Here is a 15684-nt window from a genome sequence, read left to right on the forward strand (position 1 = left end):
GACTGAAATCCGCCGTTCGGCTCAGGCGAGTACTCGGAGCAAAAAGCGGTTCAGGTCGGCGATTTCCTCCATGCAGACCGAATGCTCCATCGGATAGTCGTGCCATTCGAGCGCGTAGCCCAGCGCCTGGAGCGCGTCGCGGCCATGGATGGCGCGGGCCATCGGCACCACGCCGTCGCGCTGGCCGTGGGCCTGGAAGATCGGCGTCTGCTGGTTGGCCGGGCTGCGCTCGGCGGCGGTCGTGTCGGCCAGCGGCAGGTAGCCCGAGAGGCCGACGATGCCGGCCAGCCGCTCCGGATGGCGCAGGCCGGTCATGAAGGACATCGCGCAACCCTGGGAGAAACCGGCGATCACGATGCGCGAAGCCGGGATGCCGCGGGATTTCTCGTTGGCGAGCAGCGCTTCGATGGCGGCCTGCGAGCGGCGCAGACCGGCCTCGTCCTCGCGCTTGGCCAGGTCGGGGCCCATGATGTCGTACCAGGCCGGCATCCGGTAGCCGCCGTTGACCGTGACCGGGATCACCGGCGCGTTCGGGAACACGAAGCGCACCGGGCCGACCGCCGACAGGTCGAGTTCGTTGGCGATCGGCACGAAGTCATTGCCGTCGGCGCCCAGGCCGTGCATGAGGAGGACGGTGGCCGTCGGGTTCGGGCCGGTTTCGATTTCGATGGGTGGATTTGACATGGCCCCGAAGTTACCGCAGAAATCGCCCCCGGGCCCGACAGGACGGGCGCCCGGCCGACGCCGGAGGCGGCCGCGCGGTCCTAGGATCTGCCTTCAAGCGAAGGAAAAAGCATTGACCTCCTCCCATGATTCCGCGGCGCTGGCCGCCCTGCTCGTCAAGCCGAAATTCGGTGGTGCCGCCCTGGTCTGCGGCGACTGCGAACAGCGCAGCGACGGCCCGTCGAAGCTCAGGTCCAAGCAGGTGCGCAAGGTCTTCAAGCGCGAACTGCACCGGCTGCCGCTGCGGCTGCGCGTGGTCGAATGCAGCTGCCTCGGCATCTGCCCGAAGAAGGCGATCGCGGTGGCGGTGCTCGCGAACGGGCGGCCGCTGGCGGCAGAGGTCCATTCGGAGGAGCAGGCCGAGCTGGCGGCCGCGGGGTTCGCCCGGTCTCTTGGATAGCGGGGCCGGTTTCCCCGGGGCCCGGCAGAATGGCGGTCGACACGCAAAGACCCACGCCGGGTCGCGCGCCGCCCGACCCCACCGACCCTTCGCCAACCGACATGCACAGCTCCGCCGCCTCCCGCCATTTCTCCGGCACCTACGCCGAGGCCCGGCGCAAGTTCCTGGATGCCGCCGCCGCCGCCGGCGCCGAGATCGAATCCTTCGTGCTCGATGCCCACCGTGGCGCGCTCGGCGAGACCCTGGCCACCGATGTGGCGCGGATCGGTGCCGCCGACGCCACCAGGCTCCTGATCGTCAGTTCCGGCACGCACGGCCCCGAGGGCTTCTGCGGCTCGGGCTGCCAGGTCGCGACCCTGCACGACGCCGAACTGCTGGCGCGGCTGGCGCAGGCCGGTGTCGCGCTGCTGCTGGTGCATGCGGTGAACCCGCACGGCTTCTCGCACCTGCACCGCACCAACGAGGACAACATCGACCTGAACCGCAACCACATCGACTTCGACGCGCCGCTGCCTGCCAACGCCGCCTATGCGGAGGTCGAGCCCTTCGTCCTGCCGGCCACCTGGCCGCCGAGCGCCGCCGACGAAGCCGCGATGGCCGCCTACATCGACCAGCACGGCATGCGGGCCTATCGCGCCGCGGTGACGACCGGCCAGTACGGATCGCCCGACGGGGTGTTCTATGGCGGCACCGCGCCGTCGTGGAGCAACCGGTGCGTGCGCGCGATCCTGCGCAAGTACGCGGCGGCCGCCAGCGACATTGCCTGGATCGACATCCACACCGGCCTCGGCCCCTACGGCCACGGCGAGAAGATCTATCCGGGCCGCAATGCGGTGGCCGACCTGGCGCGCGCAAGGGCCTGGTGGGGTGCCGACGTCTTCGCCCCGTTCGAAGGCAACTCGGCTTCGGCCGACGTCTCGGGGCCGGTGGTGTCGACGGTCTACGACGAGTGCCCCCAGGCTCGCGCCACGATCATGGGCCTGGAGTTCGGCACCCTGCCCGACCTCGAAGTGCTGAACCGGCTGCGCGCCGATACCTGGCTCAGGCGCCATCCCGAAGCGCCGGCGGCGCAGCAGCGCGCGATCCGCCAGGACCTGCGCGACGCCTTCTACTGCGACAACGACGAATGGAAAGGCATGGTCATGGGCCAGACGCGCGTCGTGCTGCTGCAGACGCTCGAGGGATTGAAGGCGTCCTAAGACATGGCCCCCACGCTCCCCCACTGCGTGTGGGTCGCTGCCCCCCGAGGGGGCCGCAGGCCGCCTTGGGGCGGCCCGGCGCCGGCCTGAACCGCCTCAGGAGAACTTCGGCGCGCGCCGCTCGCGCAGCGAAGCCACGCCTTCACGCACGTCGGGTCCCGCGAAGCCCATGAACTCTAGCGCCAGCGAGGCGTCGAAGGTCGGCCCGGCCTGGCGCAGCCAGTTGTTGAGCGCGTACTTGGTGAAGCGGATCGCGCTCTGGCTGCCGGCCGCCAGCCGGTCGGCCAGCTCGTAGGCCCGCGGCAGCAGGTCGGCCTCGTCGACCGCCAGCGAGACCAGCCCGATGCGCTCGGCCTCCTCGCCGCTCACCGGTTCGCACAGCAGCAGGTGGTACTTGGCCTTCGCCATGCCGCACAAGAGCGGCCAGACGATCGCCGCGTGGTCGCCGGCGGCGACGCCCAGGCGGGTGTGGCCATCGACGATCTTCGCCGTCCTGCTGGCGATCGAGATGTCGGCCAGCAGCCCGGCCACCAGTCCGGCGCCGACCGCCGGCCCGTGCATCGCGCTGACGATCGGCTTGTCGCAGTTGACGATGTTGTAGACCAGGTCGCGCGCCTCTCGCCAGACCCGGGTGCGCACGGCATCGTCGACGGCCATCTGCTCGACCATCGCGAGGTCGCCCCCGCCCGAGAAGCCCATGCCCTCGCCGCGCAGCACGGCGCAGCGCACGCTGTCGTCGGCCCCCACATCGCGCCAGATCTCGGCCAGCTCGCGATGGCCGTCATGCCCGGCGGTCGGCAACTTGCCGTTCGCCGCGCGCATCTGGATGTCGAGCACCGCGCCGGCCTCGCCGCGGCGGCTGATCGACAGGGTCCGATAGTGGGCGTAATCCATGGTGCCGCTCCTGAAGTGATCAGAGCTTGGCCGCGAGATCGCGGCACTGCTGCAGGTTGGTGTTGAACTTCGCCGCCATGCCGGGCTCGCAGGCCGAACTGGTGGTCATGATCCGGCACATGCCGACGACCAGGAAGTCCGACACCGCATCGGTGCACATCGGGAAGCGCGCCAGCGCGGGGTTGTCGCGCGTCTTGAAGCCCCAGCTGTCGGAGAAGCCCAGCATGCGGCCCATGGCGTCCTCGAAGTAGTCGCGGTCGCGCGCCGCGATGGCGGCCTCCATCGCCGGAAGCTCGCCGCCCAGGAAGCTCATCGCGGCCGCGGGAAATCGGTTGGCATCCACCTGCGCTCCCACGCCGGTGGCGGCGACGGCTAGCAGCAGCGGCGCGGCGATGCGCCCGAGGGTGGCAGGAAGGCGGGTGAGAAGGCGAAGGAGGTCCATGGGTTGCGGTCTGGCGATGGCTTCGAAGGCCGCCCGGCACGGGCGGCCGCTGGAAGCGTATTTGAACCGAAACCCGGACCGCCGGACTACCAGCTCAGGCGCATGCCGATCGAGCCCTGCACCGAGGACTTGACCTTGGCGTCGCCGCCCGCGTTGTAGAGCTGCCCGACTTCGCCGTAGAGCGTGACGGCGGGCGTCAGCGCCAGCGTCATGCCCCCCGCCAGTTCGGTCGAGGTGTAGCCGGCCGCGCTGGCGATCGGCGTGCTCGCCGCCGGACCGATGAAGGTCGCGACGTCGGTGCCGGAACTGGCGCGGTAGACGTTGAATCGGGCATAGGGCTGCAGCCGGCCGGCCGCGGTCGCGACCTCGCCCTTGACGCGCACGCCCAGGCGACCGATCCATCCGCCATTGGCATCCTGCGTGACCAGCGCGCCGCCGATCAGCACGTTGTCGAAGCTGTTGCTCTGCCGGATCAGCTGGGCCTGCGGCTCGATCGTCCAGCCCTCGGCCAGCGCGAAGGACTTGCCGGTCTCGATCGAGGCCGTGAGGCTGTTCGACTTGCCGTCGATGTTCAGGTTGCCGTTGGGCTGCACGGTATAGCGGTGGCGGCCGCCCTGCAGCACGGCATCGGCATAGAGGCCGTCGCTGCCGAGCCAGGTCGCGTAGCCGCCGAAGTAGCGCGACTGCAGGTCGTTGCTGCCGACCGCCGCGATCAGTCCGCGGGCGTTGCCGGCGACGTCGGCGTTGCCGTCCAGCGAGCCGACGAAGATGCCGGCGCGCCAGTTGCCGCTGGCCAGCAGGTCGGTGCCAGCCTGGACGCCGCTGACGTGGCCCTGGCTGTGCGCCGCGGCGACGCCGGCCTGCCGGATGTCCAGGTCGCTGTAGATCGCCCGCGCCCAGGCCTGCCGCCCGCCGCCTGGATCGCCGGCGGCGGCGCCGGCCGCGGGCGACAGCTCGTCGCCGACACGCCGGTGCAGATTGCCCAGCATCGCCAGGTCGGCCTGCCGCAGTTGCGCCGGCAGGGCCGCGAACAGCGGCACCTCGGCGCGGTAGGTCGGCACGCTCACCGGCGGCAGCGGCTTCGGCTGCGCCGCGCCGCCGTCTTCCAGCACCGGCGGCACCGTGGGCAGGGTCGGGGTGGTCGGAGTGGTCGGCACCAGCGTGGTCGTCGAGCGCAGGTACCAGTTCTCGCCGGCACCCGTCGCATCGGCCGCATAGAGGCGGTACTCGAAGGCGCCGGCGTCGACATGGCCGTTGGCCAGGGCGAAGGCATCGCGCGTGGTCTGCGCGGTCGTGGTGGCGCCGCCCAGGGCACTCACCACCTCGATGCCGTTGCCGGTGGTCTGGCCGCCGAGGCCGCCGAGGTTGGTGACGCGCACGGTCGTCTTGCCGCTGGCGCTGGCACCCGCGCCATTGAGCACCAGGCGATCGCTGAGGCTGCCGCTGCCGCCGAGCACCGTGCCCAGGCCCAGCACGCCGCCATTGCCGACATAGGCGCCATTCACGGTCAGCGTGCTGCCCGCCGCCGTGCCCAGCAGCGTGACCGTGCCCGCGTTGCCGAGCGATGCAACGCTCTGGTTGAAGCCGCCCGTATCGAGCGTGGCGCCTGTCGCCACCGTGTGGGCCGACGAGGCGCTGAACGCCCCGGCAGCGCCGGCCTTGAGCGTGCCCGCGTCGACCCGCGTGGCGCCGCCGTAGCTGTTGGCGCCCGACAGCACCGAGGTGCCGCTGCCGATCTGGCGCAAGCTTCCGCTGCCGCTGATCGCGCCCTGCAACTGCAGGGTGTTCGAGCGGTTCAGGATCAGCGCGGCGTCGTTGCGGATGTCGCCCGTCACGCTGCCGCTGGTGCCGCCGGCGCCGAGTTGCAGGGCGCCGTGCGTGATGGTCGTCCCCCCCGCGTAGCTGTTGTCGGCCGTGAAGATGGTGGTGCCGGTCCCGAACTGCGTCACGCGGCCGCTGCCGCTGATCGGCGCGCTGAAAGTCACGGCGTCGGAGCGGTTGATGACCAGCGCGGCGTTGTCGACGATCGGCCCATCGACCTTGCCGGCCGCGAGGCCAGTGCCCAGCTCCAGAGTGCCGGCGCTGATGGTGGTGGTGCCGGTGATGGCCTGGTCGCGGGTCAGCGTCAAGGTACCGGCGCCGGTCTTCTCGATGCCGCCCGATCCGGTCAGCAGGCCGGTGTAGCTGGCGGCTGACGCCGACTGCACGAAACGCACGATCCCGTTGTCGGTGATCGCCAGCGGCGCAAAGCCGGCCGTGGTTTCGAGCGTGCCGGGCGCATCGACCGTCATGCTGCCGGTGTAGGCGCTGGCGCTCGTGCCCAGCACCAGCGTGCCGCCGGCCACGCGGGTGCTGGTGATGCCCGAACCGGGCAAGTTGTTCATGTAGGTCCAGGTCCCGCTGTCTTCCTTGACCAGGTTCTGGAAGTTGACGAAGCCCTTGCTGAAGCTATCGACCCCGGTGCCGGCCAGCGCCAGCGTGTTGTTGCCGCCGCGGCCATCGATGCCGTCGCGGATGAACGAGCCATTGTGAATGGTCAGCCGGTCGTCGCCGTCGGCGAAGGTCAGCGCCCCCAGCACCTGGCCCTTGTTGACGAAATCCAGCGCCATCGTGCCGCTCACGCCCATGATGTTGCTATAGGGAATGGTGGACTCGATGACGCCCGTTGCGCCATTGATGATGGTGTTGCGGCCGCTGGTCGCCTCGAACCAGAAGGCCCCGCCACCGGCGCCCGAGCGGATTTCGCCGTTGTTGACGATCACGTTGCCGGTGCCGATCGGGTTGATCGCCTCCGCCGTGCCCGACGAGCCGAGCGAGAGCACCTTGGCGCCCTGCCCGATCGTCAGGGTGTTGTTCGAGTGCAGTTCGATGGTGTTGGCGCCCGTGCCGTAGAAGCTGTTGGAACCGTCGAGGGCCGCATTCTGGACCGTCCCGCGAACCTCGATGCTGGAGCCGCTGCCGATGCTGATGGCGGTCTGGTTGCCGACGCTGACCAGCGCGCCCGGGTTCACGATCACCGAAGTGCCCGCCGGCGTGTCCGGGCCCAGTCCGATCCTGTCCTCGTGCGGAGCGCCCACCGCGCAGGTGATCACGCTGCCGCTGGTCGTGCAGGCTGCCGCCGCGGCGCCGCCGAAGCCCAGCAGGGCCACGGCGACCGCCGCCGGCAGGCTGGTGGCGGTCTTGCCGGCCCGGGGGGCCAGTTCCGAGGCGACGGCCCAGACTTGGAGCGAGGAGTTCCAGACGACACTGAAAACGCGGTTCATGCAGTTGTTCTTCCGAAAGAAAAGAGGCCCGCAGGCGAAAACTAATACTTACGACTGTAGTCATTAGGTACTCTTTTCAAGGAGGAACAAGTTCACAGATTGCGCAAAAATGGTGCGAAAGTACTAAGAAACGCTATGGTTCAGATAGCTGAAAAGTGGCGTTCCCCGTGCAATCCAGGGTAGATGCACCGAAATCGGGACGGTTTTCAAGGGCGCAGGAGCGGCGTCACACGGATGTGACGGTACGCCGGAGGCCTAAACTCGGACCATGGCTTCCAGACGACCCACCCGCAGCCCGCGCATGATCGAACGCGGCGTGCTGTGCATCCTCATCGGCGCCGCCGTGCTGATCGCCCCGCAATTCCTGAGCTCGCCGGGCTGGCGCGAGACCATCGCCGGCGCCCACGTGGTGGGCTGGTTCGCCCTGGTGCTGGGGATCGCGCTGGTGGTCGTGGCCCTGGTGCAGAGGACCAGGGGCAAGGACCGCTGACTCAGCGGGCCCGGCGCACCCGCTTCACGCCTTCGACCGCCGCCAGCACGATGCTGCCGGCGACGACCCCGACGGCGGCATTCGCCCCCATCGAGCCGAGCCCGCCCAGGAGGCCGCCGGCATTGGCGGCCCAGGCCTCCACGGCGTGGCCGAGTGCCGGCACGCCGTGCACCAGGATGCCGCCACCGACCAGGAACATCGCCGCCGTGCCGGCGACCGACAGGCCCTTCATGAGCCAGGGTGCCGCCGCCAGGATGCCGCGGCCCAGGGCGCGCGAGCCGGCGCCTTCACGCTGGCTCAGGTAGAGGCCGGCGTCGTCGAGCTTCACGATGCCGGCCACGAGGCCGTAGACGCCCACGGTCATCACGAGCGCGATGCCGACCAGCACGGAAAGCTGCGTGACGAAGGGCTGGCCCTGCACGGTGCCCAGCGTGATCGCGATGATCTCGGCCGAGAGAATGAAGTCGGTACGCACCGCACCCTTGATCTTCTGCTTCTCGACCGCCACCAGATCGACGTCCTGGCTGGCCACGGCCTGCTCGTGCCGCGCCGTGTCGGCCGCGTGCTCCTGCTTGTGCAGGAACTTGTGGGCCAGTTTCTCGCAGCCCTCGAAGCACAGGAAGGCGCCGCCGATCATCAGCAGCGGCGTCACCAGCCAGGGCAGCCAGGTCCCGATTGCCAGCGCCGCGGGAACCAGGATCGCCTTGTTGACGAAAGAGCCCTTGCAGACGGCCCAGACCACCGGCAGCTCCCGGTTGGCCGAGACGCCCGACACCTGCTGGGCATTGAGCGCCAGGTCGTCGCCGAGCACGCCGGCGGTCTTCTTGGCGGCGACCTTGGTCAGCACGGAGACATCGTCGAGCACCGTCGCGATGTCGTCGAGCAGCAGCAGGAGACTGGTGGCCATCGAGTGCGCGTCCGCTCAGACGTCGCGCTTGAGGCGGATCTCTTCGATCTTCACGTCCCCGATGGCCGTGGTCTTGGCGGTCTTCATCTCGCGCTTGAAACCGGCCAGCTCGTGGAAGCGCATGGCGCGGTCGTTGCGCAGCGGCACCCAGATCGTGACCTTGGTGCAGCCCTCCTCCTCGAGGCCGTCGCGGGCGGCGTCCCACAGCGCGACACCCACGCCCTTGCCCCAATGCTCGGGCTTGACGTAAATGGCCCAGATCTCGCCGGTGGTCGACGGCGTCTTGGGATCGCGCGAGCGGTCGAAGCCGACGAAGCCGACGACCTCGCCGTCGAGTTCAGCGACCTGCACCTGCGGCTCGCTGAACTCGATGGCCTCGCGCCACTTGGCCTCGCGGGTGGCGGGCGCCAGGGCACGCAGCTGGTCCTCGGGCAGGATGCCGTCATAGGCAGCGCGGGCAGCGGCGGCGTGGACTTCGGCGATGGCTTTGGCATCGCGCTGGGCGGCGGGGCGAACTTCGTAGTCGGACATGAATGCGGGGATCGAAACGGAAAAGCCCATATTGTCGCCGCGCAGGACGCGCGGGCTAAACTTGCCGCCGCATTTGCATCGCACTATCCCGGAGAACCCCATGGCCAAGAGTCAGCAGCGCAGCAACAAGGAAGCCAAGAAACCGAAGAAGGACACCTCGCCGCCGAAGCCGCCGGGTGCTGCGGTCGAGCCGGTGCGCACGATCACGACCGCCGTGATCCCGCGCGGCAAGCTCAAGAACAAGTGAGCCAGGCGTGAGCAGCGGGGAGTCCGGCCCGAACGAACCGCCGCAGAAGCAGGCGCGCAACCCGCTGCACGGCCTCACGCTGGAAGCCATCGTGACCGCGCTGCAGGCGCACTACGGCTGGGCCGGCCTGGGCGAGCGCATTCCGCTGCGCTGCTTCACCAGCGACCCGAGCGTGGCCTCCAGCCTCAAGTTCCTGCGCAAGACGCCGTGGGCGCGCGAGAAGGTCGAAAGCCTCTATCTCTTCATGCTGCGCGACCAGCGCCGCCAGCAGTCCTCGGCGCCGCGCTCCTGATGAAAGCCGATATCGCACCCGGCGGCTTCAGCTTCGACTGCGGCCCCGGGCTCACCCTGCTGCAGGCGGCCGATGCCGCCGGCATCGAACTGCCGAGCTCCTGCCGCAACGGCACCTGCCGCACCTGCCTCTGCAGGCTGGTCGAGGGCAGCGTCCGCTACCGCATCGAATGGCCCGGCGTCAGCGCCGACGAGAAAGTCGAGGGCTGGATCCTGCCCTGTGTGGCGGAGCCGATGGGCGACGTGAGGCTGGAGGTGCCTTATGCGGTTTCCTTGATCAGTTGAGGGGCTGATCAGTTGAGGACAGAGCAAAAACTGCTGCGCAGTTTGTTGGTCTGTCCCGCAAGGTCTCAGGAAGCCTTCACCAACCGGTCGCGCTGCGCCAGCGACGGGAAGAGGCGGAACCAGGCCAGCGCCACCAGCACGGTGCCGACGCCGCCCGCCACCACCGAGCCCACGGGTCCGAGCAGAGCCGCCGTGGCACCCGACTCGAATTCGCCGAGCTGATTGCTGGCGCCGATGAAGATCGAGTTCACCGCGCTCACGCGGCCGCGCATGGCATCGGGCGTCTCCAGCTGCACCAGCGTCTGGCGGATCACGACATTGACCATGTCGGCGCCACCCGAGACCGCGAGCGCGACCAGCGAGACCGCGAAGCTGCGCGAGAAGCCGAACACCACCATGCAGACGCCGAACAGGCCGACCGCCATCAGCAGCGTGCGGCCCACATGGCGCTCGATTGGCCGTCGCGTCAGCAGGATCGACATCGCGAGCGCGCCCACCGCCGGCGCCCCGCGCAGCAGCCCGAGGCCCCATGGCCCGGTGTGCAGGATGTCCTTGGCATAGATCGGCAGCAGCGCCACGGCACCGCCGAGCAGCACCGCGAAAAGATCGAGCGAGACGGCGCCGAGCACCGGCTTGCGGTTCCAGATGAAGTCGACGCCCGCCAGCACGGTGCGCAGCGTCACGGGCTCGCGCGCGGGCGGCATGTGCGCATAGCGCAGTCGCAGCACCAGCGCCGCCGCCAGCACGAAGAAGGCCACCGCGGCGCCGTAGACCACGCCCATGCCGGCCACGAACAGCAGGCCGCCGAGCGCGGGACCGCCGATGATCGCGCCCTGCATGCCGGCCGAGCTGAAGGCCATCGCGCGAGGCAGCATCATCGGCGGCACGAGCAGGGGCGTCAGCGCCTGCTGCGCCGGCATCTGGAAGGCGCGCACGGCGCCCAGGACCAGCGACAGGCCGAGCAGCAGGCCGCGGCTGTCGTGCCGCAGCTGCACCGCGAGGAGCAGCACCAGCGCCACCGCGCCTTGCACCGAGAAGCAGGCGGCGACGATGCGGCCGCGGTGCCGGCGGTCGACCACGTGGCCCGCCAGCAGCGCCAGCAGCAGGGCCGGCACGAACTGGTAGAGGCCGACCAGGCCGAGGTCCCAGGCGCTGCCGGTGAGCTCGTACATGTGCCAGCCGATCGCGACCAGCAGCATCTGGCTGGCCGCGGTGCCGAAGAGCCGCGCCACCCAGAGCCGCATGAAGGGCCGCTCGCGCGTGAGATCGGAAAAACTGGCGGGACGAGCGGATGCGGGGGCGACGGACATTGGCTTCGAGGATAGCCGAGCCATCCAGGGCCTGTTCGCGCCCTAGACTCGGCCTTGCGATGACCGAACTGCAGACGATCCACGAAGACCCCCACCTGCTGGTGCTCGACAAGCCGGCCGGCCTGCTGTGCGTGCCCGGCCGCAGCGAGGACAAGCAGGACTGCCTGAGCGCCCGGGCGCAGCGCCGCTGGCCCGATGCGCTGGTGGTGCACCGGCTCGACATGGCGACCAGCGGCCTGGTGCTGATGGCGCGCAGCCCCGGGATGCAGCGGGCACTGGGCGACGCCTTCGCCGCGCGGCAGGTGCACAAGCGCTATGAGGCAATCGTCGACGGCCTGCTGCCGGCCGGCGACGACTGGTCGCTGATCGATGCGCCGCTGATCGCCGACTGGCCGCGCCGGCCGCTGCAGAAGATCGATCCCTCAGGCAAGCCCAGCCAGACCCGCTGGCGCGTTGCGCGGGCCCTGCCCGAACGCCATGCCAGCCACCTGTGGCTGGAGCCGCTGACCGGCCGCAGCCATCAGCTGCGCGTGCACCTGCTGTCGATCGGGCATCCGATCCTCGGCGACGCGCTCTACGGCAGCGAGGAGGTGCGGCAACGGGCGCCGCGCCTGCTGCTGCACGCGACCGCGCTCGAATTCAGGCACCCGGCCGACGGCCGCTTGCTGCGCCTGGAGAGCCCGCCCCCGTTCGCCTGAGACCGTCCTCAGCTGAGATCGCCCCGCACCACCAGCACCGGGCATTTGGCGTCCTGGAGAACGCGCTGCGTGACACTGCCGAGCAGCAGTTTCTCGATGCCCGTGCGCCCATGCGAACCCATGACGATCAGGTCGGCGCCGATCGCGATCGCGGTGTCGACGATGCCCTCGTGCACCACATGGCCGTCGATCACGCGCTGGTCGCTGTGCAGGCCTTCGGCGGCCAATGCCGCGACGCCGCGCGCCAGCGCCGCATTGGCGCTGCTGGTGGCGGCCGCGAGGTATTCGTTCTGGCCCAGCGCGTAATCCGCGCCGACGCCGATGAAGGGGTAGTTGTCCACCACATGGATGAGCGTGATGCGGCTGCCGAACGCCAGCGCCAGCCCACTGGCCTTGCTGACGGCGAGCATCGAGGTTTCGGAGCCGTCGATCGGGACCAGGATGTGATTGAACATGGCAGACCTCTTTGGTTCTCTACAGGGTTCGAGCGCTCGAACCGGGCCCCGAATTTACATCCAAGGCACGGCCATCGGTTGTAGGACGACTGCGGAGCGGCAGCGCCGGAGTCAGTCGCCCTGGAAGCCGCCGCTCCTGCAGGTGACGACCAGCGTATCGCGCCATCCCGGCTCGCCTTCGATCAGGGGCTGGATCGGCGTCGACTCATGGATCACGCGGGCATCGTCGAGCAGCAGCAGGGTCCACGGCTCGGTCAGCGTGAAGCGCTCGCCGCGCCGGCCGCTGGCCTCGAACACCCGCGTCTCGCCGCCCTTGATGTTGTGGCGCCCGACCAGGGCCACGGCCACCAGGTCGACGCCGTCGCGGTGGGCGCCCTCGGGCGTCGGCCGGCCGATGCCGTCGGCGGTGTCGATGCGGAACTGGTGCGCCTCGACATACCAGCGCTGCGCGCCGCGCATGCCGCTGGCCACCTCGCCGAGTCCGCGCATCAGCTGCTGCCAGGCCGGCTGTGCCACGGTCGCGGCCTCCATCGGCGCGAACCAGCGCTGCATGCCACCATGCAGGGCGTTGTATTCGACCGGTTGCCAGTGCGCCCGGTGCGGCGCCTGTTCGAGCGCCCCGCCATCGACCGTGAAGCAGGCATGACGCCGCGTGCGATAGCGTCCGCCGTCCTTCAGGTATTCGTCAGGCGGCAGCTGGGCCCAATCGCCGTGCAGGGCCTCGAACTGCGCCAGCGGCGTGCTCAGCCAGTCGGCCACGCCCTGCGGGCTCAGCACCGCATAGCCATCCTGGCGCAACGTGGGAACGAGGCGGTCGGGCGGCGTGAAAGGAGGACTGAACGCAAGGCTCACTCCGTCACCTTCACGTCCTTCCAGAAGGCGACGCGGTTCCTGACCATCTCGGCCTCGGGCTTGGGGTCCGCGTAGTACCAGGCCGCATCGGCATGCAGCTCGCCGTTGACCAGCAGCGAGAAATAGCTCGCCGTGCCCTTCCAGGCACAGGTGGTCTTGTGATTGCTGAAGGTCACGTGGTCGCGGTTGAGCGACTCCATGGGGAAATAGTGGTTGCCTTCGACCAGCACCGTGTCGTCGCTCTCGGCCACGGTGACGCCGTTCCAAACTGCTTTCATCAGGATTCTCCGGGGTGCCCACCCGAACGGGGGCATCACGCTATTGTGCCGCGGGCGCCTGCAGCCAGTGGACGCTGAACAGGCGCTGCGGGTCGGTCCAGACCGCGGCCGGCCGGAAGCCGGCCTTGACCGCCAGCGCGCGCAGGCCCTCGACCGTGAACTTGTGGGAGTTCTCGGTGTGCAGCGTCTCGCCTTCTTCGAAGCGGAAGCGCTGGCCGTCGAGCATCACCTCCTGCACCCGGCGGCTCACCAGGTGCATCTCGATGCGACGCAGGGGCGAGTTGTAGAAGGCCGCGTGGGTGAAGCCGGCCAGGTCGAAGTCGGTCCCCAGTTCGGCGTTGGCGCGGCGCAGCAGGTTGAGGTTGAAGGCCGCGGTCACGCCCTGGGCGTCGTTGTAGGCCGCATGCAGCAGCGCCGGGTCCTTGACGAGGTCGATGCCCAGCAGCAGGCCGCCGCCGCGCAGCAGCCGGTGCGCGAGCTGCAGGAAGGCCAGCGCCTCGTCGGGCGAGAAATTGCCGAGCGTCGAGCCCGGGAAGAAGCCCACACGCTGGCCGGCGCCCTTCTCGCGCGCCGGCGGCAGCACCAGCGGCATCGTGTAGTCGGCCACCACGGGCTGCACCGCGAGGCGCGGATAGTCGGCGCGCAGGCGCTCGGCGGCAGCCTCGAGATGAGCCCCCGAAATGTCGATCGGCACGTAGCGACGCGGCGACTCGAGCGCATCGAGCAGCAGCCGAACCTTGGTCAGCGAGCCGGCGCCGAACTCGATGATCTCGGCATCGGGCCCGATCTGGGCCGCGATCTCGCCGGCGCATTCGGTGAGGATGCGCAGCTCGGTGCGCGTCGGGTAGTACTCGGGCAGTTCGCAGATGCGATCGAACAGCGCCGAGCCCTCGACGTCGTAGAAGAACTTCGGCGAGATGCTGCGCGCATCGAGGCTCAGGCCCGCGAACAGCTCGCGCGCGAAGTCGGACAGCGGCGCGGCCCGCTGCGCGGCGCGAAAGGCGTGGAGATTGAAAGCAGGAGTGCCCATCAGAGGTCCTTGGCGAGCCGCAGCCCCGAGAACTGCCAGCGCGCGGCCGGCGGGAAGAAGTTGCGATAGCTGGCCCGCGTGTGCCCCTGCGGCGTCGCGATGCTGCCGCCGCGAAGCACCAGCTGGCCGACCATGAACTTGCCGTTGTATTCCGCCGCGATGCCGGCCAGCGGCCGGAAGCCCGGATAGGGGTCGTAGGACGAGCGGGTCCATTGCCACACGTGGCCGCTCATCTGGGTGATGCCGGGCGCCGCGTGCGCGGCCTCCCATTCGAATTCGGTCGGCAGCCGCGCACCGGCCCACTCGGCGTAGGCCGCGGCCTCGAAGAAGCTCAGCTGGGCCACCGGCGCCTCGGGCTCCAGAGGCCGCGCGCCATGCAGGCCGAAGACCTGCCAGCCCGCTGGGACGCCCTGCGAGGCCAGACGCGGGTCGTCGGGCGCAAGCCAGTAGGCTGGTGCGCGCCAGCCCTGCGCCTGCACCGCGGCCCAGCCGTCGGAGAGCCAGAGCTCGGGTCGCTGGTAGCCGCCATCGGCGATGAACTGCGCGAAGTCGCCGCAGCTCACGAGCCGGTGCGCGATCGCGTGCGGTCGAAGCAGCACCTCGTGCCGCGGCGTCTCGTTGTCGAAGCAGAAGCCCGGCGCGCCATGGCCGACCTCGACCACGCCGCCGGGCCGCGCCAGCCAGTGCACCGGCGGCGCCGAGGCGGCGAGCCGCAGCGCCGGGCCGGCCGGCGCGCGATAGGCCGGCAGCAAGGGGTTGCACCAGAGCGCATGCAGGATGTCGGTGAGGATCAGCTCCTGGTGCTGCTGCTCGTGCTGCAGGCCCAGCGTGAGGATCGGCTCGATGGTCGCCCACTCCACCTCGCCGGCGCGCTCGAGCAGGGACAGCACCGCGCGATCGACGTGGCGCCGGAAGTCATGCACCTGGTCGATCGAAGGCCGCGTGAGCAGACCGCGCTGCGGCCGCGGATGACGCGGCCCCAGGGCTTCGTAGTAGGAATTGAAAAGGTAGTGGAAGCGCGGGTCGAACACCTGGTAGCCGCTCGCGTGCGGCTGCAGCAGCACGGTCTCGAAGAACCAGGTGGTGTGCGCCAGGTGCCATTTGGTCGGGCTGGCGTCGGGCATCGACTGGATGCACTGGTCCTCGGCCGACAGGGGCGCCGCGAGCGCGAGGCTGTGGGCGCGCACGTCCTCGAAACGCTCGCGCAACGCCTCAGCCGCCGGCAGCTTGGGCCGGATCAAGTTCATGGGATCTCCAGGTTTTGCTTGACGCTTTTTAGCCCATGCTGACGGGCGCATGCCGTAGGACAAGGTCGCGCCGGGTCGCGGTGCGGAACGGCGGCGCGGCAGAACGCGCCACTTTGGCACAAGTCGCCGGAGCCTGCCAGGG

The 15684-nt window shown here is 69.8% G+C and carries 19 protein-coding genes; 7 read left to right on the forward strand and 12 right to left on the reverse strand.

Annotated elements, in window-relative coordinates:
- Window positions 1-21 precede the first annotated feature (21 nt).
- Window positions 22-684: an alpha/beta hydrolase gene (locus QTI45_RS33535; RefSeq protein ID WP_286657415.1), complete on the reverse strand. Its 663-nt coding sequence runs from the start codon at window positions 682-684 to the stop codon at window positions 22-24.
- Window positions 685-796: 112 nt separating this feature from the next.
- Between QTI45_RS33535 and QTI45_RS33540 the strand changes: the two genes are divergently transcribed.
- A complete protein-coding gene (locus QTI45_RS33540; RefSeq protein ID WP_286657416.1) occupies window positions 797-1123 on the forward strand; it encodes a hypothetical protein in 327 nt (108 codons plus the stop codon).
- Between the two features lie 101 nt (window positions 1124-1224).
- The gene (locus tag QTI45_RS33545; protein ID WP_286657417.1) at window positions 1225-2322 is read left to right on the forward strand and encodes a M14 family metallopeptidase; all 1098 of its coding nucleotides are present in this window, start codon (window positions 1225-1227) and stop codon (window positions 2320-2322) included.
- A 96-nt stretch (window positions 2323-2418) separates the two neighbouring features.
- Here the strand turns inward: QTI45_RS33545 and QTI45_RS33550 are convergent, their stop codons facing one another.
- The 3 genes from QTI45_RS33550 to QTI45_RS33560 form a co-directional block, all read right to left on the reverse strand.
- On the reverse strand, window positions 2419-3216 hold the full coding sequence (locus QTI45_RS33550; RefSeq protein ID WP_286657418.1) for an enoyl-CoA hydratase/isomerase family protein: 798 nt from the start codon (window positions 3214-3216) through the stop codon (window positions 2419-2421).
- A 19-nt stretch (window positions 3217-3235) separates the two neighbouring features.
- Complete coding sequence (locus QTI45_RS33555) at window positions 3236-3658, reverse strand: hypothetical protein (RefSeq protein WP_286657419.1); 423 nt, start codon at window positions 3656-3658, stop codon at window positions 3236-3238.
- Between the two features lie 86 nt (window positions 3659-3744).
- Window positions 3745-6921: an autotransporter outer membrane beta-barrel domain-containing protein gene (locus tag QTI45_RS33560; protein ID WP_286657420.1), complete on the reverse strand. Its 3177-nt coding sequence runs from the start codon at window positions 6919-6921 to the stop codon at window positions 3745-3747.
- Window positions 6922-7189: 268 nt separating this feature from the next.
- Between QTI45_RS33560 and QTI45_RS33565 the strand changes: the two genes are divergently transcribed.
- Complete coding sequence (locus QTI45_RS33565) at window positions 7190-7411, forward strand: hypothetical protein (RefSeq protein WP_286657421.1); 222 nt, start codon at window positions 7190-7192, stop codon at window positions 7409-7411.
- A 1-nt stretch (window position 7412) separates the two neighbouring features.
- Here the strand turns inward: QTI45_RS33565 and QTI45_RS33570 are convergent, their stop codons facing one another.
- Together QTI45_RS33570 and QTI45_RS33575 are read right to left on the reverse strand one after the other, a co-directional pair.
- Window positions 7413-8318, reverse strand: coding sequence for a DUF808 domain-containing protein (locus QTI45_RS33570; RefSeq protein WP_286657422.1), 906 nt, complete (start codon window positions 8316-8318; stop codon window positions 7413-7415).
- 15 nt (window positions 8319-8333) lie between these two features.
- Window positions 8334-8849, reverse strand: coding sequence for a GNAT family N-acetyltransferase (locus tag QTI45_RS33575; RefSeq protein ID WP_286372650.1), 516 nt, complete (start codon window positions 8847-8849; stop codon window positions 8334-8336).
- A 100-nt stretch (window positions 8850-8949) separates the two neighbouring features.
- Here QTI45_RS33575 and QTI45_RS33580 point away from each other — a divergent pair, with 100 nt between their 5' ends.
- The 3 genes from QTI45_RS33580 to QTI45_RS33590 are packed head-to-tail and all read left to right on the forward strand — an operon-like array spanning window position 8950 to window position 9672.
- Window positions 8950-9096 carry a hypothetical protein gene (locus QTI45_RS33580; RefSeq protein WP_286372651.1) on the forward strand — a complete coding sequence of 49 codons (147 nt, stop codon included), beginning with the start codon at window positions 8950-8952 and terminating at the stop codon, window positions 9094-9096.
- A 7-nt stretch (window positions 9097-9103) separates the two neighbouring features.
- Window positions 9104-9388, forward strand: a complete 285-nt coding sequence (locus QTI45_RS33585; RefSeq protein ID WP_286372652.1) for a VF530 family protein — start codon at window positions 9104-9106, stop codon at window positions 9386-9388.
- Complete coding sequence (locus QTI45_RS33590; protein ID WP_286372653.1) at window positions 9388-9672, forward strand: 2Fe-2S iron-sulfur cluster-binding protein; 285 nt, start codon at window positions 9388-9390, stop codon at window positions 9670-9672. The genes QTI45_RS33585 and QTI45_RS33590 overlap by 1 nt, the downstream gene beginning before the upstream one ends.
- Window positions 9673-9737: 65 nt before the next feature.
- On the opposite strand, the gene QTI45_RS33595 is transcribed toward QTI45_RS33590, so the two are convergent.
- On the reverse strand, window positions 9738-10982 hold the full coding sequence (locus tag QTI45_RS33595; protein WP_286657423.1) for an MFS transporter: 1245 nt from the start codon (window positions 10980-10982) through the stop codon (window positions 9738-9740).
- 59 nt (window positions 10983-11041) lie between these two features.
- On the opposite strand from QTI45_RS33595, the gene QTI45_RS33600 reads away from it, so the two are divergent.
- Window positions 11042-11680, forward strand: a complete 639-nt coding sequence (locus QTI45_RS33600; protein ID WP_286657424.1) for an RluA family pseudouridine synthase — start codon at window positions 11042-11044, stop codon at window positions 11678-11680.
- Between the two features lie 8 nt (window positions 11681-11688).
- Here QTI45_RS33600 and QTI45_RS33605 read toward each other — a convergent pair whose 3' ends face one another.
- The 5 genes from QTI45_RS33605 to egtB all read right to left on the reverse strand — a co-directional run bounded on the left by QTI45_RS33605 (window position 11689) and on the right by egtB (window position 15542).
- A complete protein-coding gene (locus tag QTI45_RS33605; RefSeq protein WP_286372656.1) occupies window positions 11689-12135 on the reverse strand; it encodes a universal stress protein in 447 nt (148 codons plus the stop codon).
- A gap of 111 nt (window positions 12136-12246) precedes the next feature.
- Window positions 12247-12987 carry a 2OG-Fe dioxygenase family protein gene (locus QTI45_RS33610; RefSeq protein ID WP_286657425.1) on the reverse strand — a complete coding sequence of 247 codons (741 nt, stop codon included), beginning with the start codon at window positions 12985-12987 and terminating at the stop codon, window positions 12247-12249.
- A complete protein-coding gene (locus QTI45_RS33615) occupies window positions 12984-13265 on the reverse strand; it encodes a DUF427 domain-containing protein (RefSeq protein ID WP_286372658.1) in 282 nt (93 codons plus the stop codon). Before QTI45_RS33615 ends, QTI45_RS33610 begins: the two co-directional genes overlap by 4 nt.
- A gap of 40 nt (window positions 13266-13305) precedes the next feature.
- Window positions 13306-14295 carry an L-histidine N(alpha)-methyltransferase gene (egtD, locus tag QTI45_RS33620; protein ID WP_286657426.1) on the reverse strand — a complete coding sequence of 330 codons (990 nt, stop codon included), beginning with the start codon at window positions 14293-14295 and terminating at the stop codon, window positions 13306-13308.
- A complete protein-coding gene (gene egtB / locus QTI45_RS33625) occupies window positions 14295-15542 on the reverse strand; it encodes an ergothioneine biosynthesis protein EgtB (RefSeq protein ID WP_286657427.1) in 1248 nt (415 codons plus the stop codon). The genes egtD and egtB overlap by 1 nt, the downstream gene beginning before the upstream one ends.
- Window positions 15543-15684: the final 142 nt, after the last annotated feature.

The organism is Variovorax saccharolyticus (assembly GCF_030316765.1).
Lineage (GTDB): Bacteria > Pseudomonadota > Gammaproteobacteria > Burkholderiales > Burkholderiaceae_C > Variovorax > Variovorax saccharolyticus.